Here is a 21,648-nt window from a genome sequence, read left to right as displayed (position 1 = left end):
GGCGCCCTCATCACCACCCTCACCATCCTGCTCGCCGCCCCCTACCTCTGGCTCCGCTACTTCCTCCTCACCTAACACGACAAACGACCCGCAGGCCCGAGCCCTTCGGCCGAGTTGTCCGCAAAATTGTTGACAATCTGCGAACGGCGCTCTTAGGGTCGGGTCAGCGACGGGGCGAGCAGGGAGATGTCCACGATGAGTCCGAATCCGCTTCCGGCGAGCGGAGTGCGTTGCCTGCTCATGCGCGGTGGTACCTCCAAGGGTGCCTACTTCCTCGCCGAAGACCTGCCTGCCGATCCGGGCGAGCGGGACGATCTGCTGCTGCGCGTCATGGGCAGCCCGGACCCGCGGCAGATCGACGGGATCGGCGGCGCGCACCCGCTCACCAGCAAGGTCGCGGTGATCTCGCCGGCCGCCGGCGCGGACTCCGATGTGGACTACCTGTTCCTGCAGGTGGGGGTCGAGGAGGCCACCGTCACCGACCGGCAGAACTGCGGCAACATCCTGGCCGGCGTGGGACCGTTCGCGGTCGAGCGCGGCCTGGTCGCGCCCGGCCGCGAGACCACCTCGGTGCGGATCCACATGGTCAATTCGGACTCCGTCGCGATGGCGACCTTCCCCACCCCCGGCGGGGTAGTCCAGTACGACGGCGACACCGCCATTTCGGATGTCCCCGGCACCGCGGCGGCGATCACGCTCGACTTCGCCGACACCGAAGGGTCCGCCTCGGGCAGCCTGCTGCCGACGGGGAACGTGCGCGACGTGATCGACGGCATCGAGGTGACCTGCATCGACAACGGCATGCCCGTCGTCGTCGCATACGCGCGGGATTTCGGCATCACCGGCTACGAGAGCGCCGCCGAACTCGCGCGTCTCGCCGACCGCATCCAGCCCATGCGGCTCGAAGCCGGGAAGCTCATGGGGCTCGGCGACGTCAGTGAGGCGTCGGTTCCCAAGACGACGCTGGTGGCCGCGCCACGTGACGGCGGCACGATCTGCACGCGCACGTTCATCCCGGTCAAACCGCATACGTCGATCGGTGTGCTCGGCGCGGTCAGCGTCGGGACGGCCGTGCTCATGGACGGCGCGGTCGGGCACGAGCTCGCGCACGTCACCGGCAACCGGCTCGACATCGAGCATCCGTCCGGGCATCTGGAGGTGGAGGTCGAACTCGACGGCGCGCACGTGCGCCGCTCGGGTGTCGTGCGCACCGCCCGCAAGCTCTTCGACGGCACCGTTTTCCCGCGTAGCTAGGAGATCGCTGATGGCACCGTTGCACGACATCGCTCACGTCGGCCACGTCGAGCTGCTCACCCCGGAACCGGAGAAGAGCCTGTGGTTCTTCACCGAGATCATGGGCCTGACCGAGAACGGCCGGCAGGGCGACTCGGTATACCTGCGCACGTGGGACGACTACGAGCACCACAGCCTCAAACTCACCGGGCATTCGACGTCCGGGATCCGGCGCACCGCGCTGCGGGCGTCGAGCCAGGAGGCGCTCGACCGCCGGGTCAAGGCACTTGAAGCGGCGGGTCGCGGTGTCGGCTGGATCGACGGCGACGAGGGCATCGGGCCGACGTATCTCGCCACCGACCCGGACGGGCACGAGTTCGAGCTGTACTGGGAAAGCGAATGGTACGACCCGCCCGAGGAGCTGCGACCTTCGCTGAAGAACCAGGCGCAGGCCTACCCGGGGCGGGGCGTGTGCGTCCGGCGGCTCGACCACGTGAACTACCTGGCCGCCCAGGTGGAGCCGAACGGCGATTTCGTGAGCGAACTGCTCGGCGGTGAGGTCACCGAGCAGATCCGGCTCGACGAGGGCAAGATCGCCGCGCAGTGGCTGCACTTCGGCAACAAGTCCTACGATCTGGTGTACACAGAGGACTGGACGGGCAGCAACGGGCGCCTGCACCACATCGCGTTCGCGACCGACACCCGCGAGGACATCCTCCGCGCGGCCGACATCTTCCTCGACAACGACGTGTTCATCGAGACCGGCCCGCACAAGCACGCGATCCAGCAGACGTTCTTCCTCTACGTCTACGAGCCCGGCGGCAACCGGATCGAACTGTGCAACCCGGTGGCCCGCCTGATCCTGGCCCCCGACTGGAAGACGGTGACCTGGACCCAGGCCGAGCGCGCGAAGGGCCAGGCCTGGGGTCTCAAGACGATCGAGTCGTTCCACACGCACGGCACCCCGCCGGTGCCCGCGAAGTAACCCGGCGCCGATCCCGGCCGCGCAGCGTTCGCTGCGCGGCCCTTTTGCGTTGTGATGCTTGCCAGGCGCTCCTTCTAGCGTTACGTTACTAACGAATCGTTAGTTGCTGATGCGGCCGGAAGTGGGCCACGCCAGGCGGATCGTCGTGACCGTGGCCGGATCAGCAACGATCAGCACGGTAGGAGCCAGCGTGGGCTATGACGACGACGGGGACTCGCCGTGGGCGGGTCCCGGATCGCATCGGGTGACGGTCGCCGAGTTCGGCGAGTGGGCCGCGGTCGGCGGGCATCGGATCGCCGTCGTCGCGCGCTATCCCGATCCACATCCGGCCGGTCCAGTGCCGGTGATCGTGCTGTGCCACGGGCTCGGCGGTGACCACCGTGGCTACGCCGGGCTCGGCACCCGCTTGGCGTCGCACGGCTACGCGGTGCTGCACCCGCGATTCCCTGACTCACCGGGCGTCGCGTTCCCGGAACTCACGCAGGACGATCCGCGCCTGCGGGACCTAATACGCCCGATGCTGTTCGACCCCGCGCATTGGGTCTCCCGCGTGGCGTGTGTCCACGCGATCGTCGATTCGCTGGCCGGGCAGACACGTCTGCCGATCCGTCTCGACGCCGGCGCCGTGCTGGTCGCCGGGCACTCCTACGGCGCCTACACCGCGCAGCTCCTGCTCGGGACGAAATTGTCCGGGGCCGGCCTGGACGGCGAAGATTTCGCCCACCCGGCCGTCGCGGGCGGGATTCTCCTGTCACCACAGGGAAGCGGGGACCGGGGACTCACCCACCGGTCGTGGCGAAGCGTCGAGTCGCCCTTGCTGGTCGTCACGGGCACCCGTGACACCGGGGCCCGCGGCGAGGGGCTGAGCTGGCGGCGGGAGGTGTTCGACCGGGCACCCTCCCGCTTCAAACATCTCGCGATCGTGCGCGGCGGCGACCATTTCCTGGGCGGGATTCCTGATCCCGGCACCGGATTCCTCGCCGGAACAGGGGCCGCGGTCTCGGCGGTGACCGTGGCGTTCGCCTGCCACGTGCACGGTGACCGGGCGGCGGGCGCGTGGCTCGCGGCCGGTCCCTTCCCGACCACGTTCGAGCACGCTCACCGAGAGGAACCCGCATGTCCGATGTCGTGATCAGCGCAACCGGCGTGTCGCGGACGTTCATCGCCCGCCGCCACACGGTGCACGCGCTCGGACCGGTCGACTTCGCCGTGGACCGGGGGCAGTTCGTGGCGATCGTGGGCCCGTCGGGGTGCGGGAAGTCCACTTTGCTGCGCATCGTCGCGGGCCTGGCCGCCCCGTCGGCCGGCGAACTCGTCATCGACCGGGCCGATCCGAAGGCGCCGCTGTGCTCGATGGTCTTCCAGGACTATGGGATCTTCCCGTGGAAGACGGTCCTCGCGAACGTCCGGTTACCGCTCGACATCGCCGGCGTCTCCCGCGCCCGCGCGAACGAGGCCGCTCGCGCCTGGATCGAACGCGCCGGAGTGACCGGTTTCGAATCCGCTTACCCGGCAACGCTGTCCGGCGGGATGCGGCAGCGAGTCGCGCTGGCGCGGGCGTTCGTGGCGAACCCCGAGATCCTGCTGATGGACGAGCCGTTCGCGGCACTGGACGCCCAGTTGCGCCTGGTCCTGCAGCAGGAGTTGCTACGGGTATGGGAGGCGAACCGCCGGACCATCCTGTTCGTCACCCATTCCATCGACGAGGCCTTGCTGCTGGCCGACCGGGTCGTCGTCATGTCCGCACGCCCCGGACGCATCCTCGAAGACATCGAAGTCCCCTTCGCGCGGCCCCGAACGTGGGACGCCCGCTCGACCGCCGAGTTCGGCGCACTCGAAGACCAGATCTGGCGACTGCTGAAAGGCGAGGTGGAAGAACGTGAGCACGCTCATGACGTCGCATGACCAGCTCGGCCGCGACCTCGTGCGGCGCGCGCCGGGCCCGGCCGAGCTGGACCCGAAACGGCACGCCCGTAGCCGGCGGATCGCCGGCCTCATACTGGCTTGGGCCACCCCGGTGCTGCTGGTCGCGGCGTGGGAGGTTTCGGCTCGGTTCGGGTCCCTCGACACGCGGTTCTTCCCGGCGCCGTCCACCATCTGGCAGGCGGGTGTCCGGTCCATTCAGGACGGTACGATGACCGGCGCCATCACCGCGACCGTGCGCAGCCTGCTCATCGGGTACGGGGCCGGCGTGGCGTCCGGCGTCGCGCTGGGCGTGCTGCTCGGCCTGTCCTGGGTGGCCCGGTCCGCGCTCGAACACACGCTGGTCGCGCTGTACACGCTGCCGAAACTCGCGCTGTTCCCGGTGTTCCTCCTGGTGTTCGGGCTCGGCTCGACGCCGCAGATCGTGTTGGTGGCGGTGTCGGTCTTCTTCATCGTGGTGCTCGCCTCGACCACCGCCGTCATCTCGGTCGAGCAGGGCTACCGCGACGCGGCGGCCGTGTTCGGCGCGAAACGCATGCAACTGCTGCGGCACGTCATCATCCCGGCCGCCCTGCCGGCCATCGCGACCGCGATCAGGCTGACCGCCGGTATCGCCATTCTCGTGATCGTCGGCATCGAGATGGTCTCGGGCGACAGGGGTCTCGGTTACCTGATCTTCCAGCGATCGCAGGTGTTCGATCCCGGCACGATGTACGCCGGGGTGGTCATCGCCGGGCTGATCGGGGTCGCCTTCACCGGTCTCGTCAGCTTCGCGCTTAAATTCGCGATCCCGCAACAACGACCACGATTCCGTCATTCCTGAGCCTTTTCGGCACGGTAGGAGAAAGCGATGTTCAGATTCCACCGCAAATGGGCCGTGTGCGTCACAGTCGTCGCTGCCGGCCTGGCATTGACGACCGGGTGCGCCCCGTCCGGCAACGGTGCCGGTGCGAGCCAGGCGGCCGACGCGCGTCAGGTGTCGGTGCTGCCGGCCGGGGTGAGCCTGGCCGGCGGGCCGGGAACCCCGCAGCCCAAACCGCTGCCGTCCCGCGAGACGCTCCAGGTCGGCATCCCCTCGAAGCTCGAGCTGGAGGCCCCCGCGCTCCTGGCGAAGGCGTACGGGCAGTTCGAGAAGGAGAACCTCGACGTCACCTTCGTGACCGACACGGTCCCGAACCTGCTCACCCTGCTGGGCCAGAACAAGGTCGATCTCGTCTACGCCGGGGCGCAGGCGCTCGTCTTCAACGCGCTCCGGCACGGCGTGCCGATTCGCTGGGTTTCGGGCGTGGCCTCCTCCGCGCCGGACAGCGGCGTGTACATGAGCACCAAGTACGGGCACTCGGCCGCCGATTTCGACCCGAAGACGTTGAAGGGAAAGAACATCGGCGTCAACCCCGGCGGGCTGGCCGCGCCCTCGGAGTACGGCCTGTACGAGCTGATCACGAAGGGCGGGCTCAGCCCGGGTGACGTGCAGATGACGCCCTTCAAGGACATCTCCGCGATGGCGCAGGCCCTCAACAGTGGAAGCATCGATGGGGCGACGCTCGGGCCGCCCTACACGGCCGGCCTCGAACCCGGTGCCTCGTTCCTTGCCGAATCCGTGTATCCGGCCAGCATCCAGATTGCCGGGTACTTCGCGACCACGTCTCTGCTCGATGCCCACCGGGCGGCGGGGGTCGCCTTCTTCCGCGCACTCGAACGCACCGTGAACACCTACCTCACCGGCGACTACCACCAGAACGCCGACGTCATGGCTGCGATGGCCAAGGAACTCGGCGCGAGCGTGGCGTCACTGAAGGTCGCTCCGTCGGTTCCGTTCGATTTCAACGTTCCCGCGCAATCCGTGGACAGCCTCCAGCAGATGTACCGGGCCGTACCGAACACGCTCCAAAGTGGAGACGCCGTCAAGCCCGGTGAGCTGGTGGATCTGTCGCTGGTCATCGACGCGGCACAGGGTAAGTGACGAGCAGGGAGGCAACCGCAGGATGAGCGACGCACTGGCCGGCGTGAAGGTACTCGACGCCGCGACCGTTCTCGCCGGACCGGTCTCGGCGACGATCCTCGGCGACTTCGGCGCCGAGGTGGTCAAGATCGAGGACCCGAAGACCGGGGACTTCACCCGCGCCGGCGGGCGATCGCCCAGCTGGCTGCAGGAGGGGCGGAACAAGAAGTCCGTGTCCCTCGACCTGCGGACACCGGCCGGGCAGGCGCTGTTGCACCGGCTCGTGCCACGGTTCGACGTGGTCGTGACCAACTTCCGCCCGCCGACGCTCGAGCGCTACCGGATGCTGCCCGCACACCTGCGGCCGCTCAACCCCCGGGGGATCTTCCTGTATCTCACCGGATTCGGCTTGGAGGGACCGTACCGCGACCGGGGCGCGTTCGACCGGATCGCCAGCGCCTACAGTGGCCTGACCTACGTCACGGGCGAGCCGGGGAACCCGCCGGTGCGCAGCGGATACTCCGTCGTCGACTACATGGGCGCGTATCTGGCGGCCTTCTCCGTGGTGACCGCGCTCTACCACCGGGACCGCGTATCGGGTGCCGGGCAGGTGATCGATCTGGCGCTGTACGAAGCGGCGCTACGGTCGAGCGAGGATTCGGTGACGGCGTTCGGCCTGCAACGGCAGGTTCGCGAGCGCCTCGGCAACAAGAACCCGTCGATCGTCCCGGCGTCGGACTTCGAAACCGCCGACGGCCAGCGGGTTTCGTTGCACGCCGGCACCGATCCGCTTTTCCGCCGGCTGGCGACGGTCATGAACCAGCCGGAATTGGCCGCCGATGCCCGGTTCGCCGAGCGGGCGGCGCGGGTGGAACACCAGGACGAGCTCTATCCGCTCATCGGTGCGTGGGTGTCGCGGCTGCGCGCCGACGAGGTCGTCAAGATGCTGAGCGACGCGGACATCCCCGCCTCGCCGATCATGAGCGTCGCGGACCTGATGAACGATCCGCACTGCCGGGCCCGGGGCTCGGTCGTCACCGTGCCCGATCCGGAACTGGGCGACATCCCGATGGTCGCTCCGCTGCCGCGGATGAGCGCGACGCCCGGCGCCGTGCGCTGGGCCGGCACCGCGCTGGGCGCGCATACCGACGAGGTGCTCGGCGAGTTGCTCGGGCTGACCGTGCCCGAGATCGACACGCTACGGGAGAACGGAGTGGTGTGAGCCGCTCAGTAAGCTCGGCCCCGCGCCCAAAACGAATCCTATCCGGGAGTTCAGGTGAACGAAGCTGCCGAGCAAGCGGCCCAGGCCCGGCGAATACGCGACCGGGCTCGCACCGAGGCAGACCTGCTCGAAGCCACCTTCGATCTGCTCCAGCGCGACGGCATCTTCGCCGGGCTGAACCTGCAGGAGGTCGCGGACCGCGCCGGAGTGAACCGTGGCCAGATCTACCAGTACTTCGGTGATCGCCGCTCATTGTTGCGGGCGGCGGTGGCCTACCGGGCGAGGGAGTGGGCGGCCGGGGCCAGACGGCACTGGGAGATGCCGTTCATCCAGCGGCGCCGGGCGAAGTTCCGCAGCGCGCTGCGGAATCCGCGGTCGACGTTCGTCGAGGCGATGCTCGCGATCGACGGCGACCCGGACTACCACGTCCTGCCGGAGATCGACAAGACACGGGCGGCGCTCGAACGCGATCAGCGGACCGGGGACCTGCCGGCCGAAGCCGACGCGGTCGCCACGCACGCGTTCATGGTGGCGGCGTACAAGGGTTACCTCATCTTCCGCGAGTCACTCGCGCGTGACCTCGGGATTCCGGTCAACCGGCTCGATGCCCGCGTGCTGGCGGTTCACGACCGGATCCTCGAAGCTATGGCCGAGGACGGTTGAGCGCGTCCGCCCAGTTCGCGGGCGCGTCGCGGGTGAGGGCACCGATGTCCAGCTCGTCCTGACCCGGCACCCCGATCCTGGTGAAGCGCATCGGCTCGGCACCGGCCGGGATCGTCGCGTCGAGGCCCATCTTCGCGCCGACCCCGGCCGACGTGGACGGGTCCAGTTTGGACGCCTGCGTGCCCGGCACGACGATCAGATCGCGATCGGCCTGGAACCGGGTCGCCACCGCCCATTCCACCTCGGCCGGGTTCGCCACGTCGACGTCGGCGTCGACGACCGTCACGTGCTTGATGTCGTAGTGCACCGAAAGCGCGGCGAGAATGACGTTGCGTGCCTCGCCCGGCGCGGGCCGGTCGACCTGGACGTGGAGGTGGTAGCGGCAGGCGCCGCCGACGGGCAGGTGCACCGCGGTCACGCACGGGAAGGTGCGGCGCAGTTCGGACAGGAACGATCCCTCGCGCGGGATGCAGCCGAGCAGCAGGTGTTCGCGGCCGCCGCCGACGATCGTGTGGTAGAGCGGATCGCGGCGGTGGGTCACCGTGCTGACCTCGATCACGTGCCGGTCCGCGCGTTCTCCGTAATACTGCGGGAATTCGCCGAACGGGCCCTCCGGTTCACGAACCCGCGCCAGCAACCTGCCCTCCAGCACGATCTCGGCGTTCGCGGGCACCCGGATCTCGCTGCCGAGGCACCGCACGAGCGGCAGCGGCGATCCGCGCAGGGCGCCGGAGATCTCCAGTTCGTCCTGGCCGAGTGGCACGATCGCCTGCGAGGCCATCAGGGTGAGCGGGTCCGCGCCCACCACGATCGCCACGTCGAGATCCTCGCCCGCGCCTTCCCGGTCCCGGAAGAAGGCGAGCGTGTGGCGGGGCAGCAGCAGCGCGCCGAGCCGGTCGGGCCCGCTGACCTGCAGCCGGTGGATCGACACGTTCTGCCGTCCGTGCGCGTCGCGGGTGATCAGCAGGCCGGCGGTGAGATAGGGCCCGTGGTCGTGCTCGTTGTGCGTCGGCAGCGGCAGCAGCCGGGTGAGGTCGACGTCCCGGTGCACGACCTCCTGCACGGGCGCGGCGGTGATCTCCTGACCGGGCAGCGGATCGCGGCAGGCTTCCTGGAAGCGGGGGACCAGATCGCGTTCGGCGACGCCGGCCGCTTCGGCCATCCAGGACCGTTGCGACAGCAGGCCCGACACGATCGGCACGGGGTGCCCGCCGGGCCGTGGGAAGAGCGTGGCCTGACGGCCGTCGAGGCGGTTGGCCACCCCGGCGACGCCGAAGCGCAGGTCGATACCGGGGCCGGCCAGCGCGAGGCGGCCGGTCGAGGCCAGGCGGCCGAGCCAGGTGCGAAGGTCAGCGCCGGGTGTCATGCTCGCTCCGCGAAATCGACGGCAACGGGTCAGTCACGACACTGCGGCCGGCGCGGTGTCGCGGCAAGGGGTGAAGCGTGATGGCAGCGATAGGGAGCGGCTATCCGGCCCTGGCCGCGTTGCGCGCCGAGGACGGGAACTCGCCGCGCGCGACCTGCCCGGCGACACGCTGCCAGAACTCGAGCGCCGCGTGTTCCATACCGAGCCCCAGTTCCAGGGTCACCATGCGGGTGGCCACGTCGTCGATGTCGCCGTATTTCGCCTTCATGTCCTCGTAGTCGGCGATGCGGCGTTCGTGCTGCTCGATCTGGCTCGCCGCGAGGCTGGCCACGTCGTCGGGCCCGGCGAGTTCGTTGAAGAACAGCTTGATCTCGGCGACGTCGCGGAGTTCGAAATGCGCGTTCACCGGTTCCGCGAGCCAATCCCGCAGCGCCGCCCGGCCTTCCGCGGTGATCGTGTACAGCTTCCGGCGGCGCCCGTGCCGCTCCTCCTCGAGGTCGAGCAGGCCCGCCTCTTCGAGCCGCTTCGGCTCCGAATACAGCTGCGCGTGGGGAAAGCTCCAGAAGTAGCCGATCGACCGGCCGACCGCGCGCTTGAGGTCGTACGGGGTCGACGGGCCGCGCAGCGCGATCATGCCGAGGACGACGTACGACGTCGTGGACAGGCGGACGCTTGACATGCCACGAAGGCTATCGTACGTTCTGGACAGTCTGAAACAGATGATGCTGATCGCACTATTGCCGGGCGGACCTCCCTTCCGCATCCCGAACGGTGACAACGGAGAACAGTGATGGATCTGGGCACGGCACTGCGCTGGACCGCCGAGCGCTATCCGGCGCGCCGGGCGGTCGGCGGCGCGAATCCCCTCAGCTACGCGGAATGGGACGACCACACGAGCCGCCTGGCCAGCGCACTCGGCGAACAGGGTGTGGGCGTGGGCGACCGCGTGGTGCTGGTGCTCGCCGGCGGGCTGCCGCTCGCGAGCCTGCACCTGGCGGCGCAGATGCTGGGCGCGACCTCCGTGCCGCTGTCGTTCCGGTTCGGTGTGCCCGAACTGGCGTACTGCGTCGCGGACGCGGCACCGGCGCTGGTGATCTACGACGCGGAGAACGAGGAACTGGTCACGAAGGCGCTCGCGGAGGCGCCCGGCGTGCGCGGGGTCTCCGCCGGCGCAATCGGGCACCAGGCCGCGCGCGCCGAGCCCGCGCCCGCCGTGCCGGTGGCGGACACCGCCACCAGTGTCATGCTGTACACGTCGGGCACCACCGGGAAGCCCAAAGGTGTGCCGCGCAGCCACTCCGCCGAGCACTACGCCGCACTGGCCCACCTGATCCAAAGTGGACAGTCATGCTTCGACACCACGCTCGGCGTCATGCCGCTGTTCCACACCATGGGCATGCGCACGCTGCTGTCGACGATCCTCACGGCGGGCACCTGGGTGCCCCAGGTCCGGTTCGACGCCGGGGAAGCGCTCGAACTGATCGTGCGCGAGGAGATCACCACCCTCTACCTCGTTCCCACGATCTACTGGGCGCTCCTGCGCACCGGCCGCCTCGCCGAGGCCACTTCGGTGCGGAAGATCGCCTACGCGGGCGCCGCGATGACCACCGCGCTGGCCGAGCGGCTCGCGGGCACGCTGCGGCCACGGTCGTTCGTGAACCACTTCGGCAGCACCGAGATCTACACGTTCTCGATCGGCCCGGACGCGGCCGCGAAACCCGGCAGCGCCGGGCGTGCCGGGGTGTTCTCGCGGGTCCGGCTCGTCCGGCCGGAGCCCGGGGCGAGCCCTGACGAGCTGGTCGGGCCGGGTGAGCAGGGGCAGGTCGCGGTGTCGATGGCCAGCCCCGAGGCGTTCGCGGGCTACTGGAACCGGCCCGATGCCGACGCGAAGACGATCCGCGAGGGCTGGTACTTCCCTGGCGATCTGGCCGTCGCCGACGAGGACGGGGACCTGTGGGTCTCGGGCCGGGTCGACGACATGATCAACTCCGGCGGGGAGAACATCTACCCCGACGAGGTCGAGGACGCGCTGGTGCGGTGCCCGGCCGTGCGCGAGGTCGTGGTCGCGGGCACCCCGGACGACCGGTGGGGCCAGGCCGTCACCGCCTTCTTCGTGCCCGAGCGGGGCACCGATCCGGCGCGGGCGGCCGACGAGGTGTGGCGCTTCGCGCGCGAAGGCTCCGGCCTGCCTTCGCTCAAACGGCCCAAGCGGGTCATCGCGGTCCCGGAGATCCCGAAGTCGGCGGTGGGCAAGATCCTGCGCCGCGAACTCGGCGCCGGGCACTACGAGGTGCTCGCCGATGTCGGGGAGAACGCGTGACCGGGCAGGGCTGCGCGCGGCTGGAGGATCCGGCGCTGCTCACCGGCCGCGGGCGGTTCCTCGACGATCTCGACCCGTTCGCGGGCACGCTGACCGCCGCGATCGTCCGCAGCCCGCACCCGCACGCGCGGATCCGCCGGGTCGATCTCTCCCGGGCCCGCCGGCATCCCGGTGTCACCGCGGTGCTCGGCCCGGAGGAGGTGGCCGCCGAGCTGAAGCCGTTCCCGCTCGCGGTGAAGGCGCCCATGCCGTATTACCCGACCGCGGTGGGCAAGGCCCGCTTCGTCGGGGAGCCCGTCGCGGTCGTGGTCGCGGCGGACCGGTACGTCGCCGAGGACGCGGCCGAACTCGTCGACGTCGAATACGGACCGCTGCCGCCCGTGATCGACATCGGGCACTCGCTCGAACCCGGCGCGCCGCGGTTGCACGACACCGCGGACAGCAACGTGGCCACCGACCGCACGTTCGACTTCGGCGACGTGGACGCGGTGTTCGCCGATGCGGACAAGGTCGTGGTGGGGGAGTACGACTTCCCGCGCTACTCGTCCACGCCGATGGAGTGCTATTCGGTCATCGCGGAATGGCGCGACGAGGCCGGTGGCCCCGCGATCGAGGCGTGGGCGAACTTCCACGGCCCGTTCTCGATGGTGGCCGTGCTCGCCGGGGCCTTCGGCCTGCCCGCTTCGCGGATCCGGCTACGCGTGCCCGCGGACAACGGCGGCAGCTTCGGCATCAAGGCCGGGATCTACCCGTATGTCGCGTTGATGGCGCTGGCGAGCAAGTACGCGGGACGCCCGGTGCGCTGGACCGAGGACCGCGTCGAGCACCTGCTCGCCAGTTCGGCCGGATCCGACCGGAAGATGCGGTTCGAGGCCGCCGTCTCGCCCGAGGGCCGGGTGCTGGGCCTGCGCGCCGACCTGATCGACAACGTCGGCGGCTACCTTCGCCCACCCGAACCGAGCACGCTTTACCGCTGTTTCGGCAATATCACCGGCGCCTACCGCATCGACGCGGTGCGGATCCGGTCTCGCGCGGTCGTCACCAACAAGACCCCGACCGGGCTCAACCGCGGCTTCGGCGGCCAGCAGCTCTACTTCGGGCTGGAGCGGCTGATGGACGAGATCGCGGAGACCTGCGGAATCGACCCGGCCGAGTTGCGCCGCCGCAACTTCGTCCAGGCCGCCGATTTCCCTTACGCCACCCCGACCGGCGGCATCTACGACTCGGGCGATTACCACACCGCACTGGAGATGCTGCTGAAGAACTCGGATTACCAGGCGTTGCGGCAGCGGCAGGCGCGGGCCCGCGAACGCGGCGAGTACCTCGGTATCGGGATCGCCACGATCGTCGACCCGTCCGCGACGAACATCGGCTACGTCGGTCTCGCGACCCCCGCCGAGCAGCGCGCCGCCGGGCGCGGGAAGTCCGGTTCGACCGAGCACGTGCGGATCAGCGTCGATCCGAACGGTGTCGTGTCGGTGCTGCTCGGCACGGTGCCGCAAGGGCAGGGGCACGCGACCGTCGCGCAGGCGGTGGTCGCCGACCAGCTCGGGCTGCCCCGCGAGCACGTGCACCCGGTGGTGGAGATGGACACCGCGACGACGCCGTGGACGATCAGCTCCGGCAGCTACTCGTCGCGGTTCGCGCCGCTGCTGACCAGCGCGCTGGTCGAGGCGAGCGAGCGGCTCGCCGAGACCGTCAAGATCGCCGGGGCGACGCTGCTCGGCGTGGACCCGGCGGCCGTCGAACTCGCCGGGGGAACCGTGCGGGAGAAGGAGAATCCGGATCGGTCGGTGCCGTTCCGGCGCGCGGCCGGGCTCGTGCACTGGGACCCCGGCGCACTGCCCGAGGGGGTGCCCGCGCGGCTGTACGAGGAGGCGGCGTTCACCCCGCCGCAGTCCAAGGCGGCCAGCCGCAGCGACCAGATCAACTCCAGCCTCTGCTACGGGTTCGTCGCGGAGATGGCGGTCGTGCGGATCGATCCGGAGACCCGCGAGGTCCGGCTGGAGCAGGTGTTCACCGTGCACGACGCGGGCACGATCCTCAACCCGGTCCTGCTCGAAGGCCAGGTGCACGGCGCGCTCGCGCACGCACTGGGCGGCGCGCTGTACGAAGAGATGCGCTACACGGAGAACGGGCAGCCGACCGCGACGTTCATGGACTACCTGTGCCCCACCTCCGCGGAGACGAGTTTCGAACTCGACAGCGACCACCTGCAGACCCCGTCGCCGCTGACGAAGCTCGGCGCGAAGGGCTGCGGTGAGGGCAGCAGCATGAGCCTGCCCGCCGCCATCGCCAACGCCGTGGCCGACGCGCTCGGCATTCCGGTCACCGGCCTGCCCCTGCACGGCAACGTCGTGCACGAACTGCTCAGCCGCAAGGAAAGGAAGAACTGACGATGGCACTGCACGGAGGCGAGATCCGGCTGGACCGCGGGCACCAGGGCCGCGTGGCCTACCTGACGCTCGACCACGGCAAGTACAACATCATCACGTGGGAGACGCGCCAGGTCATGGCCGACCGGTTCGCCGAGATCGATGCCGACGGCGAGATCCAGGCCGTCGTCGTCCGCGCCGAGGGCGAGCACTTCTCCTCCGGCGGCGACATCGCCGGATTCATGGAAGTCGATCCCGTCGACTTCACCGACCTCGGCCACAACGTCACCGCGGCCGCGCGCAGCCCGAAACCCGTGATCGCCGCCGTCGACGGGTACTGCTTCGGCGTCGGGCTGGAGCTGGCGCTGTCCACCGACATCCGGGTCTGCACCGAGCGCAGCGAGTTCGCGCTGCCCGAGATGCGGCTCGGCATGATCCCCGGCTCCGGCGGCACCCAGCGGCTGGCGCGGCTCATCGGCCTTTCGCGGGCCAAGTACCACATCATGACCGCGACCCGGATCAAGGCGCCGCAGGCGGGGGACTGGGGCCTGGTGGCGAACGTGGTGCCGGACCGGGCCGCCCTCGACGCGGAGGTCGAGCGGATCCTCGGTGTGCTGCTCGGGTTCTCCCCGATGGCCGCCCGTACCGCGAAGGAAGTGCTCGACAAGGGCGTGGACGCCCCGCTGTACTCCGGAATCGAGCTGGAACGCAAGGCGTACGCGATGCTGCGGGCCAGCAGCGATTTCGCCGAGGGCGTCGCGGCGTTCACGGAGAAGCGCAAGCCGAAGTTCCAGGGCCGGTGACCGGCGCGTGAAGGCAGCACCGTTCGCCTACGCTCGCCCGTCTACAGTGGACGAGGCGGTGGCCGAACTGGCCCGCTCCGCCGGCGGCGGCAAGGTGCTCTCGGGCGGCCAGTCGCTGGTACCGGCGCTGGCGATGCGGCTGGCCCGGCCCGAGGTGCTGGTCGATATCAACGCGATCACCGAGCTGTCCCGGATCGAGCGGTCGGACGGGTTCGCCGAGATCGGCGCCACGGTACGGCAGCGCGCGGTCGAACGCGATCCGCTCAGTACGAGGATTCCCTTGCTGGGCCTGGCGTTGCCGTGGGTGGGGCACCGGGAGCTGCGCAGCCGTGGCACGGTGTGCGGCAGCCTCGCGCACGCCGATCCGGCCGCTGAACTGCCCGCCGTCGCGTGCTGCCTCGACGCCTCGCTCACCCTCGTCGGCCCGTCCGGCACGCGGCGGGTGCCGGCGCGGGAGTTCTTCGCCGGGGCGATGATGACCGAGCTCGGGCCCGACGAAGTCCTCACTTCGGCGCGAGTCCCCCTGGCACGTAAGGGAGACGGGTTCGGCTTCGGCGAGATAGCGCGCAGGCACGGGGATTTCGCGCTGGCCGGGGTCGCGGTGCACGTGCGGGACGGGCGTATCACGCTCACCGGGTTCGGGATCTCCGACCGCCCGGTCACCCGGACCGTCACCGAGGTTTCCGACAGCCTGCTCGACGACATGGTCGACACCGAAGGCGACACGCACGCCTCGCGGGACTACCGGCGGCGCCTGTTCCGGGTGCTCGCCCGGCGGGAAATCGCCCGGGCCGCCAGGGAGGCCGGCAATGGCTGAACTCGGGCCGGTCCGCGCGGAGGCCGGGGAACTCGTCGAGGTTTCGTTCACCGTGAACGGCACCCCGGCGACGCTGCGGCTGCCCGCGCGGGTCACGCTGTCCGACGCGCTGCGCGGTCACCTCGGGCTGACCGGCACGCACGTCGGCTGCGAGCACGGGGTGTGCGGGATGTGCACCGTGCTCGTCGACGGCGAGGCCGCGCGCGCCTGCCTGCTGTTCGCGGTGCAGGCCGGCGGTGCCGAGATCACCACGGTCGAAGGGCTCGGCAAGCCGGGCGACCTGCACCCGCTGCAGCGTTCGTTCGGGCGCAACCACGCGCTGCAGTGCGGTTTCTGCACCCCGGGTTTCCTGATGAGCTCCTACGATCTGCTCACCACGAAACACGGGGTGCGGCCGGAGGACCTGCCCGGGGAGCTGTCCGGCGTGATCTGCCGGTGCACCGGCTACCGCAACATCGTCACGGCGGTGCGGGAGGTCCAGGCCGAATTCCCGGACGGCATCCCGGCCCCGGGCAACCGCGCCACCCCGGCGGCACCGGAACCGGAGGCGGCCGGACCGGTCGCGACGGACATCGTGCTGCCCGGCGGCGCGCCCACGATCGCCGTCGAGATCTCGACCGGGGTCGCGGTCGAGGCGGACCGCGTGTGGACCGTGCTCGACGACATCCACCTGCTGGCCCGGTGCCTGCCCGGCGCCGAGCTGACCGGCGATCTCGGCGGGGACACGTACGCCGGCCGCGCCCGGGTTTCGGTCGGCCCGGTGAAGCTCGCGTTCCAGGGCATCGCGCGGATCCTGGACCACGACCGCGCGTCCGGCCGCATGCGGGTACTCGCACAGGGACGGGACACGGGCGGCGCGCAGACCCAGGCGGACATCGTGCTGCGCACCGAAGGCGCCGGCGGGACCACCGTCCTGCATGCCGACGCCAAGGTGTACCTGACCGGGCGGATCGCGCAGTTCGGCCGGGCGCTCGCGGGTGACATCAGCCGCCGCATGTTCGAGCAGTTCGCGGCGGCGGTCGCCGAGGCCGCGAGCTCCGGCCACGCCGTCCCGGTGAAACCGCCCAGCGCGCTGAAGCTGATGGCCGGGACGCTGCTGCGGCGGATCAGGGACACGCTGCGGTGGGGAAGGAGGCGCCGGTGACGCCCTTCCTGGCGCGGTGAGCGGGCGTGGAACTCCACCAGCTCAGGTATGTCCTGGCCGTCGCCGAGGCGGGCAGCTTCACGCGCGCCGCCGAGAAGCTCTACCTGGCGCAGCCGTCGCTTTCGGTGCAGATCCGTAAGCTCGAAAAGGAACTCGGGGTCGCGCTGTTCGAACGGCTGGGCCGCAAGGTGGTGCTGACGACGGCGGGCGAGGCGTTCCTCGAACACGCGCGCCCGGCGCTGTTCCACCTGGAGCGGGCGCGGGAAGAAGCCGTCGCGGTGCGGAATCTCCACCGTGGACGGCTGGCACTGGGCACGCTGCCCAGCGTCGGCGCGAGCCTGCTGCCGGGTGTGCTCGCCGGGTATCGCGGCGCGCATCCCGAGATCGAACTGCGCCTGATCGAGCACACCGTGTCGGGCGAGTTCGAGCGGATGGTGCAGGTCGGCGAGCTCGACCTGGCGATCATCCGGGCGCCGTGGAGCAGGCCGGGTGTCACGGGACGGGTCCTGGTCCGGGAGCCGATGGTGGCGATGCTGCCTCCCGGGCACCGGCTCGCCTCCCGCGAGACGCTCGACCTCGCGGAACTCGCCGCCGACGATTTCGTCGGCATGCGACCGGGTTCCGGGCTGCGCACGCTCCTGGTGTCGGCCTGCCACCGCCACGGATTCACGCCGGCGGTGACGGTGGAGACCGAGCAGCTTTCGGTGCTGTGCGGGATGGTCGGCAGCGGGGTCGGCGTCTCGGTGGTACCGAGGCTGGTCGCGGCCGGCTATCCGATCACCGTGCCGCTCGGCGATCCGCGGGATTCCCGCGAACTGGCGGTGGTGTGGCGGTCGGCCGGCCCGCTCGCACCGGCGGCGCGGGCACTGCTCGACCTGCTGCTGGCGGCCGCCCGCGAGCCCCCGGCCCATAGCCACCGCCTACCGGACCGGTAGGCAGCCGCACATCGCTTCGCACACCCGCACGGACTGTAATTCCTGCAGTAAGTGCGTCACCACAAGGAGGTGGGTATGCACGAACCGTCCCGTCGGGCCACGCTGTCCGCGGCCGTCGCCTCGGTCGCCGGCTGGGCCTTCGATCTGTTCGACCTGTTCATCCTGCTCTACATCGCCGGCACCGTCGGCAAGCTGATCTTCCCGGCGCACAGCCCGACGCTGAGCCTGGCGGCCGTGTACGCGTCGTTCGCGGTGAGCGTGCTGCTGCGCCCGGCGGGCGCCGCGATCTTCGGCGCGGTCGCCGACCGCGGCGGCCGCAAGAAGACGATGGTGATCGTGCTCGCCGGGGTGGGCCTGTCCACCGCGGCGATGGGCGCGGTGCCGACGTATGCGGCCGCCGGGCTCGCCGCGCCCGTGCTGTTCCTCGTGCTCCGGCTGGTGCAGGGCGTGTTCGTCGGCGGCGTCGTCGCGGCGACGCACACGCTGGGCACGGAAAGCGTTCCGCCGCGGTGGCGTGGTCTGATGTCGGGGCTCATCGGCGGCGGGGGAGCGGGCGTCGGCGCCGCGCTGGCCAGCGGCCTCTACCTCGGGGTCAACGCGGCGTTTCCCGGGCCGCAGTTCACCGTGTGGGGCTGGCGCGTGATGTTCTTCGCCGGCCTGCTCGCCGCGATCCTGAGCTACTTCGTGCTGCGCGGGGTCGAGGAGTCTCCACTGTGGAAGGCCGCGCGCGAATCCGGCCCGCCCGCGAAGGCCCGGATCGGTGATCTGGTGCGCGGCGGGCGCGGGAAGCTGTTCGCGCTCAACATCGTGCTGGTGGCGGGCGCGGGCTCACAGTACTACCTGACGTCGGGCTACCTGCCAACGCTGCTCGGTGACGTGACCGGCGTGCACTCCGGCGCGCGGGGCGTGATCCTGCTCGTCTCCAGCGCCGGCGTGATCTTTGCGGCGGTGGCGGCGGGGCAGTTGAGCGAGCGGTTCGGGCGGCGGCGCACGATGCTCGTCATCGGCGGCGTGAATCTCGTCGCGCTGCCCTTGCTGATCTGGCTCATCACGAGCACCGACCCGGCGCGCGCCGGCGTGATCGGGCTGTACTCGACGCTGCTGGCGTTCTTCGCCAACGCCGCCTACGCGCCGGTGCTGGTGTTCCTCAACGAGCGGTACCCGACGGCCCTGCGCTCGCGCGGCACCGCGGTGTGCTGGAACGTGGGCTTCATGATCGGCGGGCTGATGCCCACGTTCGTCAACCTGGCCAGTCCGGGACTCGCGGACGTGCCTGGCAGGCTGATGCTGTTCCTGGGCGTGATGGTCGCGGTGTTCCTCGTCGCGAGCGTGCTCAGCCCGGAGACGCGGGGCGCGATGGAAGCCCCGCGGGTATCCACGATCGAGAGGGAGGAAGTGGCGTGAGCCTGCGGGACAGGGCCGTGCTCCTGACCGGGTGCACGGGAGATATCGGCGCCGCGTACCTGGACGCGATGACCAGCGCCGGGGCGAACGTGGTCGCGGTCGATCTGGACGACGGCACGGAGCTGGCGGCGCGAGCCTCCGAACGGGGCCCGGGGAAGGCCGTGTTCCAGCGCTGCGACATCACCGACGATTCCGATGTGCACAGCGCGGTGCGGGCCGCTGTGGAACGATTCGGCGGGCTCGACGCGGTCGTGAACAACGCGGCGGTGTACCGCGGTCTCGGGCGGAAACGCCCGCTGGAGGAACTGACGCTCGAGGACTGGGACACGGTGCTGCGTGTCAACGTGCGCGGCACCTGGCAGGTGATCCGCGGCGCGCTGCCCGCGCTGCGGCGGCGCGGCGGCGGGCGGATCGTGAACGTCTCGTCCGCCACCGCCCGCATGGGCACCGCCGGGTTCGCCCACTACGTCGCGTCCAAGGCGGCGGTCGAGGGCCTCACCAGGGCCGCGGCCCGCGAACTCGGCAAGGACGGCATCACCGTCAACGCCGTGTCGCCCGGGCTGGTCGACGACGGCGCCACACGGGCGCTCAACGATCCCGGCTACGTGGCCGCCGCGGCCGGCGCCCGGTCGCTGCCCCGCGACATGCGGCCCGATGACCTGGTCGGCGCCCTGCTGTGGCTGATCGGACCGGACAGCGGGTTCGTCTCCGGGCAGACCGTCATCGTCGACGGCGGCGGGGTGTTCGCCTGACCGGCTAGGTATGCGGTCGCGCCAGCCGGAACACCGGATGCCGGGCGGCTTCGGCGGCGAACTCCTCGACCGGGGCGCCGGGGGCCGCGTCGAAGAACGGCGCGGTCACCCGCACCTGGCCGACGTAGTGGCGGAGTACGGGTGCGGCTGCCGCGCCGTCGGCTTCCTCGACGTCCCACACCTCGCGGGTCGCTCCCCGGTGCAGCCGGGCGACGGGTTCGGCGCGCAGGTTGTGCACCCAGCCGACCGTGCCGTAGGGGGACACGAGCCAGCGCGCGCCGCCGAACTCGACGACGTTGACCGGGGTCGTGCGGTCGAGACCGCTCTTGCGCCCCTTCGTGGTCAGCAGGAAACCGGTCTTGCCCGCGGCCGGGACGCCACGGGCGAGCAGCGCCCCGACGACCACGTTGGCCAGCTTCCGGGCGAACCCCAGCCGGTATGTCCTCGCCATCCTCGCCCCCTCGGTCCGTGATTCCAGGGGCAGCCTAGCGATCCTCCGGCGGGAGCAAAGCCGCGGACCAGATGTCGCCGAGCACCTCGGCGGGTCTCGCGCTTCTGCCGGTCCCGCAGCGTCAGGCGTTCGCCCAGCGAACATGTCACAGTGGCAGCGGGCCGGAGGCGGGCGTCGTGAGCGAGGGCGCCCGCGATCCACGGTTCGCCCCGGTGCGCGATCTCCTGGACCGCAGACTCGAACAGGATGGCACCGGGGCTGGTCGGCGCCGCCAACGCGACCGCCTTCACCGAGGCCGTCTACTCCTGTTTGGACAGCCCGTGACCTTCCTCAGCTCAGGTCGAACACGCCCGGCGCGTTCCGGCTCAGCACGCGGTCCCGCTCCGCGTCGCTCAACCGCGCCTCGCCGAGGATGCCGGTCGCGGCCCGCGGGCTCCAGCACGGGTAGTCGGTGCCGTAGAGCACCTGCCCGGCTCCGTAGAACTCCATCGCGGTGCGCACGGTCAGCGCCTGGGGTGTCACGGTGTCGACGAACGTGCGCTTGAGGTACTCGCTCGGCGGGAGCGGCAGCGGTTGCCGCGCGTTCTTGTCGATCCGGCCCGCCTGGTAGGGCAGGAAACCGCCGCCATGGGTCTGGACCACCTTCAGGCCGGGATGCCGTTCGAGGATCCCGGCGAAGATCAGCCGCAGTACGGTGACGCTCGAATCGAACAGCCGCCCGATCGTGCGCTGCAGGGCGTCGCCGTAGTCCGAAAGGGCCTCGCCGAACACGAGGTCCGTCGGATGCACGATCAGCGGCACGCCGAGTTCGGCCACGCGGGTGTAGAACGGATCGAGCCGCGCGGCGTCGATCGCGTCGCCCGCGCTGACCGGCGGCAGGTTGACCGCGCGCAGGTCCAGCTCACCGATCGCGTGCTCGAGCACGGCCAGCGCCTGCGCACCGTCCTGCAGCGGAATCGCGGCCGTGCCGAAGAACCGGTCGCGATGGGTGCGCTGCGCCTTCGCGATCTCCTCGTTGTACGCGGCGGCGATGTCCACCGCGTCGCCGGCCGGCAGCTGATCGAGCAGCCCGCTGAGCACGCCGGTCGTGCACACCACGGCGGTTTCCGGCCCCGTCGCCGCCTCGGCCGCGGCGAGCCCGGCGTCGAGGTCGAACCAGACCGCGGGCAACGGCAGGAAACCGCGGCCTTCGTTGTAGTAGTAGCGGTAGCCGTCCCCGGCGCGTTCGGTGCGCGGGTACTCCGCTCGCGCGGCCATGGCTTCGAAATGCGAACGCGGGAACCAGTGGAAGTGTGTGTCGACCGTCCTCATCG

General features: G+C 70.6%; 20 protein-coding genes. 16 read left to right on the top strand and 4 right to left on the bottom strand.

Features of this window, described 5'->3' with window-relative positions; genetic code table 11:
* The first annotated feature begins 195 nt into the window (after nucleotides 1-195).
* From FG385_RS31430 to FG385_RS31395, 8 genes are all read left to right on the top strand, one after another.
* Nucleotides 196-1,254: a 4-oxalomesaconate tautomerase gene (locus tag FG385_RS31430; protein ID WP_139100441.1), complete on the top strand. Its 1,059-nt coding sequence runs from the start codon at nucleotides 196-198 to the stop codon at nucleotides 1,252-1,254.
* 10 nt (nucleotides 1,255-1,264) lie between these two features.
* Entirely contained in the window at nucleotides 1,265-2,218 is a 954-nt protein-coding gene (locus tag FG385_RS31425; RefSeq protein ID WP_200834752.1) for a catechol 2,3-dioxygenase, read from the top strand.
* Between the two features lie 190 nt (nucleotides 2,219-2,408).
* A complete protein-coding gene (locus FG385_RS31420) occupies nucleotides 2,409-3,350 on the top strand; it encodes an alpha/beta hydrolase family protein (RefSeq protein WP_160148934.1) in 942 nt (313 codons plus the stop codon).
* Entirely contained in the window at nucleotides 3,335-4,123 is a 789-nt protein-coding gene (locus tag FG385_RS31415) for an ABC transporter ATP-binding protein (protein WP_139100439.1), read from the top strand. The genes FG385_RS31420 and FG385_RS31415 overlap by 16 nt, the downstream gene beginning before the upstream one ends.
* A complete protein-coding gene (locus FG385_RS31410; RefSeq protein WP_139100438.1) occupies nucleotides 4,098-4,964 on the top strand; it encodes an ABC transporter permease in 867 nt (288 codons plus the stop codon). The genes FG385_RS31415 and FG385_RS31410 overlap by 26 nt, the downstream gene beginning before the upstream one ends.
* 27 nt (nucleotides 4,965-4,991) lie before the next feature.
* Nucleotides 4,992-6,104, top strand: a complete 1,113-nt coding sequence (locus tag FG385_RS31405; protein WP_139100437.1) for an ABC transporter substrate-binding protein — start codon at nucleotides 4,992-4,994, stop codon at nucleotides 6,102-6,104.
* A gap of 22 nt (nucleotides 6,105-6,126) precedes the next feature.
* Nucleotides 6,127-7,305: a CaiB/BaiF CoA transferase family protein gene (locus tag FG385_RS31400; RefSeq protein ID WP_139100436.1), complete on the top strand. Its 1,179-nt coding sequence runs from the start codon at nucleotides 6,127-6,129 to the stop codon at nucleotides 7,303-7,305.
* 54 nt (nucleotides 7,306-7,359) lie between these two features.
* On the top strand, nucleotides 7,360-7,968 hold the full coding sequence (locus FG385_RS31395) for a TetR/AcrR family transcriptional regulator (protein WP_139100435.1): 609 nt from the start codon (nucleotides 7,360-7,362) through the stop codon (nucleotides 7,966-7,968).
* Here the strand turns inward: FG385_RS31395 and FG385_RS31390 are convergent.
* Both FG385_RS31390 and FG385_RS31385 read right to left on the bottom strand, forming a co-directional pair.
* Entirely contained in the window at nucleotides 7,949-9,334 is a 1,386-nt protein-coding gene (locus FG385_RS31390) for a UbiD family decarboxylase (RefSeq protein WP_139100434.1), read from the bottom strand. The genes FG385_RS31395 and FG385_RS31390 overlap by 20 nt on opposite strands.
* A gap of 100 nt (nucleotides 9,335-9,434) precedes the next feature.
* The gene (locus tag FG385_RS31385) at nucleotides 9,435-10,013 is read right to left on the bottom strand and encodes a PadR family transcriptional regulator (RefSeq protein WP_139100433.1); all 579 of its coding nucleotides are present in this window, start codon (nucleotides 10,011-10,013) and stop codon (nucleotides 9,435-9,437) included.
* 111 nt (nucleotides 10,014-10,124) lie between these two features.
* On the opposite strand from FG385_RS31385, the gene FG385_RS31380 reads away from it, so the two are divergent.
* The 8 genes from FG385_RS31380 to FG385_RS31345 all read left to right on the top strand — a co-directional run bounded on the left by FG385_RS31380 (nucleotide 10,125) and on the right by FG385_RS31345 (nucleotide 19,884).
* Nucleotides 10,125-11,654: a class I adenylate-forming enzyme family protein gene (locus FG385_RS31380; RefSeq protein WP_139100432.1), complete on the top strand. Its 1,530-nt coding sequence runs from the start codon at nucleotides 10,125-10,127 to the stop codon at nucleotides 11,652-11,654.
* A complete protein-coding gene (locus FG385_RS31375; protein ID WP_200834751.1) occupies nucleotides 11,651-14,050 on the top strand; it encodes a xanthine dehydrogenase family protein molybdopterin-binding subunit in 2,400 nt (799 codons plus the stop codon). The genes FG385_RS31380 and FG385_RS31375 overlap by 4 nt, the downstream gene beginning before the upstream one ends.
* 2 nt (nucleotides 14,051-14,052) lie before the next feature.
* Nucleotides 14,053-14,832 (top strand): enoyl-CoA hydratase/isomerase family protein, encoded by a 780-nt coding sequence (locus FG385_RS31370; protein ID WP_139100431.1) that lies wholly within the window; start codon nucleotides 14,053-14,055, stop codon nucleotides 14,830-14,832.
* Between the two features lie 7 nt (nucleotides 14,833-14,839).
* The gene (locus FG385_RS31365) at nucleotides 14,840-15,649 is read left to right on the top strand and encodes an FAD binding domain-containing protein (protein ID WP_139100430.1); all 810 of its coding nucleotides are present in this window, start codon (nucleotides 14,840-14,842) and stop codon (nucleotides 15,647-15,649) included.
* Nucleotides 15,642-16,793 carry a xanthine dehydrogenase family Fe-S subunit gene (locus tag FG385_RS31360; RefSeq protein WP_139100429.1) on the top strand — a complete coding sequence of 384 codons (1,152 nt, stop codon included), beginning with the start codon at nucleotides 15,642-15,644 and terminating at the stop codon, nucleotides 16,791-16,793. Before FG385_RS31365 ends, FG385_RS31360 begins: the two co-directional genes overlap by 8 nt.
* A gap of 26 nt (nucleotides 16,794-16,819) precedes the next feature.
* Complete coding sequence (locus FG385_RS31355) at nucleotides 16,820-17,728, top strand: LysR family transcriptional regulator (RefSeq protein ID WP_139100428.1); 909 nt, start codon at nucleotides 16,820-16,822, stop codon at nucleotides 17,726-17,728.
* A 75-nt stretch (nucleotides 17,729-17,803) separates the two neighbouring features.
* Complete coding sequence (locus tag FG385_RS31350; protein ID WP_139100427.1) at nucleotides 17,804-19,132, top strand: MFS transporter; 1,329 nt, start codon at nucleotides 17,804-17,806, stop codon at nucleotides 19,130-19,132.
* Entirely contained in the window at nucleotides 19,129-19,884 is a 756-nt protein-coding gene (locus tag FG385_RS31345; RefSeq protein WP_160148933.1) for an SDR family NAD(P)-dependent oxidoreductase, read from the top strand. The genes FG385_RS31350 and FG385_RS31345 overlap by 4 nt, the downstream gene beginning before the upstream one ends.
* 4 nt (nucleotides 19,885-19,888) lie before the next feature.
* On the opposite strand, the gene FG385_RS31340 is transcribed toward FG385_RS31345, so the two are convergent.
* The gene (locus FG385_RS31340) at nucleotides 19,889-20,335 is read right to left on the bottom strand and encodes a nitroreductase family deazaflavin-dependent oxidoreductase (RefSeq protein WP_139100425.1); all 447 of its coding nucleotides are present in this window, start codon (nucleotides 20,333-20,335) and stop codon (nucleotides 19,889-19,891) included.
* A gap of 330 nt (nucleotides 20,336-20,665) precedes the next feature.
* Nucleotides 20,666-21,646, bottom strand: a complete 981-nt coding sequence (locus FG385_RS31335) for an amidohydrolase family protein (protein WP_139100424.1) — start codon at nucleotides 21,644-21,646, stop codon at nucleotides 20,666-20,668.
* Between the last annotated feature and the right edge of the window lie 2 nt (nucleotides 21,647-21,648).

This window comes from Amycolatopsis alkalitolerans (genome assembly GCF_006152065.1).
GTDB lineage: Bacteria > Actinomycetota > Actinomycetes > Mycobacteriales > Pseudonocardiaceae > Amycolatopsis_E > Amycolatopsis_E alkalitolerans.
The sequence above is the reverse complement of the archived record's forward strand: the minus strand, read 5'-3'. Positions and strand labels throughout refer to the sequence as shown.

Coding starts and splice junctions, on each gene's coding strand:
- FG385_RS31405 (WP_139100437.1), top strand. CDS start 4,992: ATGTTCAGATTCCACCGCAAATGGGCCGTGTGCGTCACAGTCGTCGCT.
- FG385_RS31380 (WP_139100432.1), top strand. CDS start 10,125: ATGGATCTGGGCACGGCACTGCGCTGGACCGCCGAGCGCTATCCGGCG.
- FG385_RS31430 (WP_139100441.1), top strand. CDS start 196: ATGAGTCCGAATCCGCTTCCGGCGAGCGGAGTGCGTTGCCTGCTCATG.
- FG385_RS31350 (WP_139100427.1), top strand. CDS start 17,804: ATGCACGAACCGTCCCGTCGGGCCACGCTGTCCGCGGCCGTCGCCTCG.
- FG385_RS31390 (WP_139100434.1), bottom strand. CDS start 9,334: ATGACACCCGGCGCTGACCTTCGCACCTGGCTCGGCCGCCTGGCCTCG.
- FG385_RS31340 (WP_139100425.1), bottom strand. CDS start 20,335: ATGGCGAGGACATACCGGCTGGGGTTCGCCCGGAAGCTGGCCAACGTG.
- FG385_RS31370 (WP_139100431.1), top strand. CDS start 14,053: ATGGCACTGCACGGAGGCGAGATCCGGCTGGACCGCGGGCACCAGGGC.
- FG385_RS31425 (WP_200834752.1), top strand. CDS start 1,265: ATGGCACCGTTGCACGACATCGCTCACGTCGGCCACGTCGAGCTGCTC.
- FG385_RS31385 (WP_139100433.1), bottom strand. CDS start 10,013: ATGTCAAGCGTCCGCCTGTCCACGACGTCGTACGTCGTCCTCGGCATG.
- FG385_RS31335 (WP_139100424.1), bottom strand. CDS start 21,646: ATGAGGACGGTCGACACACACTTCCACTGGTTCCCGCGTTCGCATTTC.
- FG385_RS31360 (WP_139100429.1), top strand. CDS start 15,642: ATGGCTGAACTCGGGCCGGTCCGCGCGGAGGCCGGGGAACTCGTCGAG.
- FG385_RS31400 (WP_139100436.1), top strand. CDS start 6,127: ATGAGCGACGCACTGGCCGGCGTGAAGGTACTCGACGCCGCGACCGTT.
- FG385_RS31415 (WP_139100439.1), top strand. CDS start 3,335: ATGTCCGATGTCGTGATCAGCGCAACCGGCGTGTCGCGGACGTTCATC.